This window comes from Aquisphaera insulae (assembly GCF_011064615.1).
GTDB lineage: Bacteria > Planctomycetota > Planctomycetia > Isosphaerales > Isosphaeraceae > Aquisphaera > Aquisphaera insulae.
Window position 1 is genome coordinate 44,093 of the sequence record NZ_JAALJH010000067.1, and the last position, 6,213, is coordinate 50,305.

General features: G+C 66.1%; 5 protein-coding genes. 2 read left to right on the top strand and 3 right to left on the bottom strand.

Going from position 1 to position 6,213, the window contains the following annotated elements:
• Nucleotides 1–93 precede the first annotated feature (93 nt).
• Together G6O54_RS26845 and G6O54_RS26850 are read left to right on the top strand one after the other, a co-directional pair.
• Nucleotides 94–1,863: a tetratricopeptide repeat protein gene (locus G6O54_RS26845; protein WP_165230262.1), complete on the top strand. Its 1,770-nt coding sequence runs from the start codon at nt 94–96 to the stop codon at nt 1,861–1,863.
• A 165-nt stretch (nt 1,864–2,028) separates the two neighbouring features.
• Nucleotides 2,029–2,862: a hypothetical protein gene (locus tag G6O54_RS26850; RefSeq protein ID WP_205679052.1), complete on the top strand. Its 834-nt coding sequence runs from the start codon at nt 2,029–2,031 to the stop codon at nt 2,860–2,862.
• A gap of 17 nt (nt 2,863–2,879) precedes the next feature.
• On the opposite strand, the gene G6O54_RS26855 is transcribed toward G6O54_RS26850, so the two are convergent.
• The 3 genes from G6O54_RS26855 to G6O54_RS38925 form a co-directional block, all read right to left on the bottom strand.
• The gene (locus G6O54_RS26855; protein ID WP_165230265.1) at nt 2,880–3,623 is read right to left on the bottom strand and encodes an RNA polymerase sigma factor; all 744 of its coding nucleotides are present in this window, start codon (nt 3,621–3,623) and stop codon (nt 2,880–2,882) included.
• A gap of 88 nt (nt 3,624–3,711) precedes the next feature.
• The gene (locus G6O54_RS26860; RefSeq protein WP_165230268.1) at nt 3,712–4,584 is read right to left on the bottom strand and encodes an FkbM family methyltransferase; all 873 of its coding nucleotides are present in this window, start codon (nt 4,582–4,584) and stop codon (nt 3,712–3,714) included.
• A 1,140-nt stretch (nt 4,585–5,724) separates the two neighbouring features.
• On the bottom strand, nt 5,725–6,078 hold the full coding sequence (locus G6O54_RS38925; RefSeq protein WP_165230272.1) for a HEAT repeat domain-containing protein: 354 nt from the start codon (nt 6,076–6,078) through the stop codon (nt 5,725–5,727).
• Nucleotides 6,079–6,213: the final 135 nt, after the last annotated feature.

Here is a 6,213-nt window from a genome sequence, read left to right on the forward strand (position 1 = left end):
GGCCGGCCGAAGCCCGATGCTGGGCTCGAGAGCCGACTTGAACCTCGTCGCCCCGGCGCGCGGCGCGTCGTCACCCTCCAGGAGCTTGCACCTTTGAATCGCCCGTACAGGATCGATCCCGGACTCATCACCTGCGTCACCCTCCTGGCGGTCGTCGCGGGCTGCGATTATTCCTCCCGTCAGATCGAGGAGCCTTCGACCGGCACGTTCAATCCCGGCGTGGGGCCGTTGCCGAGCAAGCCCCGCAACGTCGATGCCGCCGGCCCGCGCGAGCGGGCCGATCGTGTCGCGATCCTGGGGAGCTCGATCGAGTTGATCCAGAACTCCGTCCTCCGCCCCGGCGGCGACAATTTCGGCAGGGCGACCAAGCAGCTCAACCAGTTCTTCGAAGGGACCCCGGCGACCAGCTATGCGCTCGAGGAGAATGCTCGCGCATACCTGGCCGAGCAGCTCCCCCCCCACATGCTCCAGGACCTGGAATCCCCGTCATGGAGCCCTCGAGGCGACGCCCGGCACCTGGAAGACTGCATGCTCTATTCGAGCGTGGCCGGGCGCGTTGCGGGGACCGGGGATGACCTGGAGAGGGTCCGGCGTGTCTTCGACTGGGTCGTGGAGCAGGTCCAGCTCGTGCCGGCAGGTTGGCTCGGTTCCCGGCAGCTCCCGCAGGTCCCGGCTCGCCCTTACGACGTGGTGCTCCGCGGCATGGGCACGGAATCCGAGGGGTTCTGGTCGGAGCGGGCCTGGCTCTTCATGGAGCTCTGCCGTCAGCTCGACATCGATACGGGCCTGCTGACCTACACCCGCGGCAACATCCTGGGCCCCCGCGCCCGGGCACAGGCCGGATCCGCGGAGGCCGCGACGCAGGCGGCGTCTCGCCCGGCCGTCCCCTGGGCCTGTGCCGCGCTCATCAACGGCAAGGCCTACCTCTTCGACGCCAGGCTCGGCATGCCCATCCCGGGGCCGTCGGGAGTTGGAGTGGCCACCCTCGAAGACGCGATGTCCGACGCCTCGATCCTCGAGCGGATGGACCTTCCCGGCCAGTTCGCCTACGGCACGAGCCGGGCATCGCTCCTTTCCAGCCCCACCAAGATCGGTGTCCTGATCGATTCCAGCAAGGGCTACTTCTCTCCCAAGATGAAGCTCCTCCAGAGCGAGCTCGCCGGCAAGAACCGGACGATCCTCTATCGCAACCCGGCGGAACAACGCGACCATTTCGCCAAGGTCCTGGGCGCCAGGCTCGGGGATGTCAAGCTCTGGGTCACGCCCTTGCAGGTGGAGCAGGAGCTTTTCACCAACGCCCAGTTCGTGGAGTCCACCAAGCAGTCTCTCACCTTCTTCTCCTCCGAGTTCCCCCTCATCTACGCCAGGATCAAGCAGCTTCGCGGCGACCTGGAAGGCGCACTGCAGGACTACATCTCATTCCGCCTCATGAGCGACATCCCCCTCATCTCGGAGAGGAACAAGGCCAGGAATGCCGCCGGCAAGCAAGAGCCCGTGAAGACGATTCCCCAGCCGATCCAGCAGGGCCTGGACCTGTATGCGACCGTCAACATGGCGCTCGCCCAGCTCGAGCGGAAGAACCTGATCGCGGCCAGGGATATGTTCGAGCAGGTGCTGACCATGGCCCCGGAGCCGGATCCCAGCAAGCCCTTCTACGTCGCCTTCCGATGGGGGGCGAGCGCGAATCTCGGCAGGATCTACGAGGCACTCGGGGACGAACGGCAGGCGATCCGGCACTACGCCATGACGGGCGTGAGCGACCCGACGTGGCAGCGTCACGGCAATCTCCTTCGGGCCCGCGACCTGGTCTTCCGTCACCCCTTCTCCGCCGACTCTCCCGCCGCCGGGACGACGGCCCGTTGAACCCAGGAACCGCCGGGGCGATCGAGGATTCGGCGAATCGTCGCTATCCACAACGGGAGGCCCATGTTAAAATGATGGTGATATATGACTTTGCAGCCCGGACGTGCCCATCAATGGCGCCGCCACGCGGATTGCGAGTCATCCCCTCGTCTCCGGGGACTTTTCATGATCGATGATCCGTCTCGGGCCGCATCGCCTCCTGGCCATTCGCCGCCGGATCGACCCGGCCGTCGTGGGGACAACGGATCGTCGGCCGCCCAGGGGGTCGAGACGTGGTCACCCCTCGAGGCCGGCAACGGCCATGAGGTCTCCGAGGCGGGGTGGGTGGTGGAGACGACCATCAGCCCTTTCCACTGCCTCTACCAGGACGCCCTCTTCTTCCACACCCAGAGTCGTCTGGCCCAGTCGGAAGGGGATGCGTCGAGGCTGGCGAGGGCGGCCCTGACCCTCTACATCTCGGCCGCGGAGGCGCTCGTCCGGCAGGCGGCCGCGGAGCTCGGCCGGCCCGAGCTCCGAGGGTTGCTCGGCGATCCGAGCCGGCCCCTGCCGCTGGCCGAGGCCTGGCGGCTCCTGCCGGCGATCGTCGCCGAGCCCGGGGTCCCGACCCGCCCTTTCGAGCCCGAGGCCCCGCCGTGGCCGCAGTTCGCGGAGCTCCTGATGCTCCAGACATCCTGGGTCTATCCGGGCCCCCCGACCTCCCGACGTGCGTATTACCGCGCGGTCCGACGGGAGAGCGACTATGAGCCGATGGAGCCCCACAACGTCCCCGGCCCGCTCAAGCCCTATGTCCGAACCGAGACCCTGACCTATCCCCGGACCGGCCTTCCGCGCGATCCTTACGCACTACGACCTCGCCATCTGGACACCGCTCGAGGCGTGCTGGACGCCGCGATCGAGGCCCTCGACCGGCGCATGGGGGGCACGCTCTGTCATGCCCACCGGCACCGCCGCGAGCCGATCCGAGTGGTCTACCCCGTCCCCGATCCGAAGCGGGGCTGAGCGGAGTGGGAGCGAGCTCACGGGGCCAGCGCGTCGAAGAGGGCCTTGATCTCGTCGTCGATGTCCGCCTGATCGGCCAGCGTGGCCGAAATCTCGGAGCGAAGGAGCTCGCCGTACTTGCGTCGCAGGCGGTGGACGGCGGTGGCCACGGCCTGCTCGGTGAGCCCCAGGCGATCGGCGATCACCGCGTAGGACTGGCGCTCCTCGGACCCGCCGAGGACCGCGGCCAGCTCCTTGAACCGGATTCGATCGCCGGATCGCTCGGCATCCTGCCGAAGCTGCTCCAGGACCCGGTCCAGCAACGTCCAGGCCCAGTTCCGCTCGAAGATCCTCTCCGGTGTCTCGTCGTGCGAGGGCTCCATCAGGTAGAGCCCCTCCGCCGTCTCCAGGTCGATCGACAGGGGAGGATTCTCCGGGGCGCGTCGAGCCGCGGTCTCCCGCCGATGCTGATCGATCAGGAAATGAGAGCAGTCGGCCCGCAGGAAGGCCCGAAATCGACCCTTCTCCTGGTCCGCCCGGATCAGGAGGTCTTTTCGCAGCAGCTCGCAGAAGTAGCTTTGGGTCAGGTCCCGGGACTTCTCCGGGGAATTCCCCTTCCGGCGAATGAACGAGTAGATCGGATACCAGTACCGCGAGAAGAGCGTGTTCAGCGCCTCGACCCGGACCGTGCCGGGCTCCCTGGCCTTCAGCACGAGGCTCCACTGAGTCTCCGGGAACTGAGTCTCGCACGAGTCGTGCTCGTGGGGTCGTCTCGCACTCAAGGCCTTGGCCCCCAGGATTCCCTGACCGATCCCGGGAGCAATATTAATCGTTCGCGGACGATCCGAACAGGCACCACCTGGGTTGTCTCTACTCCGAAAGACTCTCCAACGCGCGGAGAATCCGTCGTCCGCGATCGTCGTCGATCTCGAGATGGTGAACGGCCACGACCATGGCGGGATCGGGATCGACGTCCGGTACGGCCTGCCCGGTCTCGATGTTCCACAGCCTGTAGCCCGCATCAGAGAGCAGACCCAGGACGTCCTGCCCGCGCTCTCCTCCGAGCTCGGAGACGACCACCGGGTGGGACGCCGCGAGAGTCTCGCGAGCGCCACGGAGCGCATCGAATTCGCCGCCTTCGATGTCCAGCTTGAGGAAGGACGGCTTCAGCCCGAGACGTTGAACGACCGCATCCACCGTCTCGACGGGCGTCTCCTCGACCAACGGGGTCCCGTCCCCATACAGGGAACCGCCCATCGTCACGTCGTCTCCAAGGTGGCCCGTGGCACCGGTTGCCTTGTCGCGGCTGAAATGCGCCGTGCCGGGTTCGGCGGCGACCGCGGCTCGAATCACCTCGACGCGTGTATCACGGGGATCCAGGTCGCCGACATTCGAGAGCAGGAGGGCGAGATTGTCCGGATCCGGCTCGAACGCGACGACCTGTCCGCCTGGGCCGGCCAGGCGTGCGAAGAGAGTCGTGAAGAAGCCGATGTTCGCACCGACGTCAATGACCGTATCTCCGGGCCGGATCGCCGCACGGGCGATGCTGACGGAATAGCGCTCGAAGTGCGCGAGGCCGCCCCACCAGAACATCAGGTTCCGCTTCAGGTCGACCCTCAGGCGAAGGCCCGGCTCGACGTGCGAGAGCGAGACCTGCCAGCTCGGGAGCAGGGTCCTCGCCAGACGACCAACCGCACGCCTGCCTCGCGTCCGGACCTCGCGGACTACTTCCGTCGCTTCCATGAGATGTCTGCCCCTGTTGGGCGAGAGCATGACACGACCGGGCAACCATACCCCAGTGAAGAACCTGATCGATCAGGCTTGCGGAACTCGAAACGACTGGGGAGTTCGCCGGAAGCCAACCCTCGCCGAACCTCCTTGTTTCGACAGAGCGCCCATACCCCCGATGCACACGAAAGCCGCTAGGTAATCGAATCTCATCAGGGTGAACCGGTTCAGTTCGGCGATCGATCATAGACAAGCACGTGGAAAAGCCGCAAGAGGCCAATTTCCTGTCCATGGTCACCCACCTCAAGGAGGTGCTCGGAGGCCTCGCATCACTCCGTGGACAGAACGCCAGGGAAAGAAGCATGTCGGAGCATTCAGGTGACGGCAGGATTAGATCGCGGTGGCGATGACAACGATCGTCGAGTGCACCCGATCGGCCGTGTCGGCATTGTCCCGAGGCGGTGAGGATTCGGCTCCCGAGGGTTGACAGCCGGCACGGCCCTGCAAGCATGGGTGACCACGATCGTCAAATTGTGATTCGGACTGGCGAAGCCTCCAGCCCCGCAAGTCAGTGCGATCTGCGGGGCAGTCCGTCGCTCGCTCGAAGGCGGTCCGGCTTACGCCGGAGGCTGGAGGGCGGCGCCCCGTCCGAACCCCCCGCTCACTGGGGTGGTCACCTGTCCAGAACGCTCGCGCAGCACTGTCAATCCGTGGCTTCCGAATTTGGGTTGGTGCCCCCGTGTCATTCAGGGCTTGTCCGCAGTTGAGCCGGTATCGGACCGGGGGCTCGTGGTGATGCCCGCCCTGCCCTCGACAATGACGGGATCGACCTTTCGCTGCCGGGTCCGGTCGCTGCTGGGCGAGATGGTGCGTTCCGGCTTAAAGACGCCCACGCGGCGAGAGGTCATCGAGCGCGGCGATCAGGGCGGGATCGCTCCCGTAGCTCGATTCCCCAGCATACTGAGCTTGCTCATGTCTTCGAGATTCGATCCGAGATCCCCTTGCCGGAGAGGGACGAGAACCTGTGAACGCGGCTCGTGATTCGCCGCGGGCGGACTCGCACGTGACTGTGCGACCAGCACGAATAGAACGAGCGGGATCGAACATTGCACCTTCATCTGGCCCTGACCACGCGCTCGCATGGACGTGATCTCCTCACTGCGGTTTCGCTGACCCTTGATCGGATTCTCCTTCACCCGAAGGCTCCTTCCGGAGGGCGGTCTCGATTGCCTTGATCGTATTCTCGGCGGTTTCGCGCACCGAGGGATCGGGATCCTGAGACGCAGAGCGGAGGGCGGGGAGCGCGGGAGCGGCGACCTCGGCCATCGACTGCAAGGCGCTCGCGGCATCCTCTCGCATGACGGGGTCTTCGGAATTCAACTCCGCGACCACAATGGGGAGGCCACGCTCCTTCATCTCAATGGCCGTGGCCAGGGCCGCCTCCCTGCGAACCGGGTCGAAGCGGTCGTGGACGGCCCGAGCGATCACGGGTGAGATGGACGGATCCATCGCCGAGAGTTCGGGGCGCACGACACGGTTTGTATTGACGGCGGTTTATCCCGCTTTCCTTTGAGGGCGGAAGCCGGTGGCCCTGGCCTCGTGACGGGGCCAGAATTTGTCCAGGATCTCGGTCTCGCTGTCGAG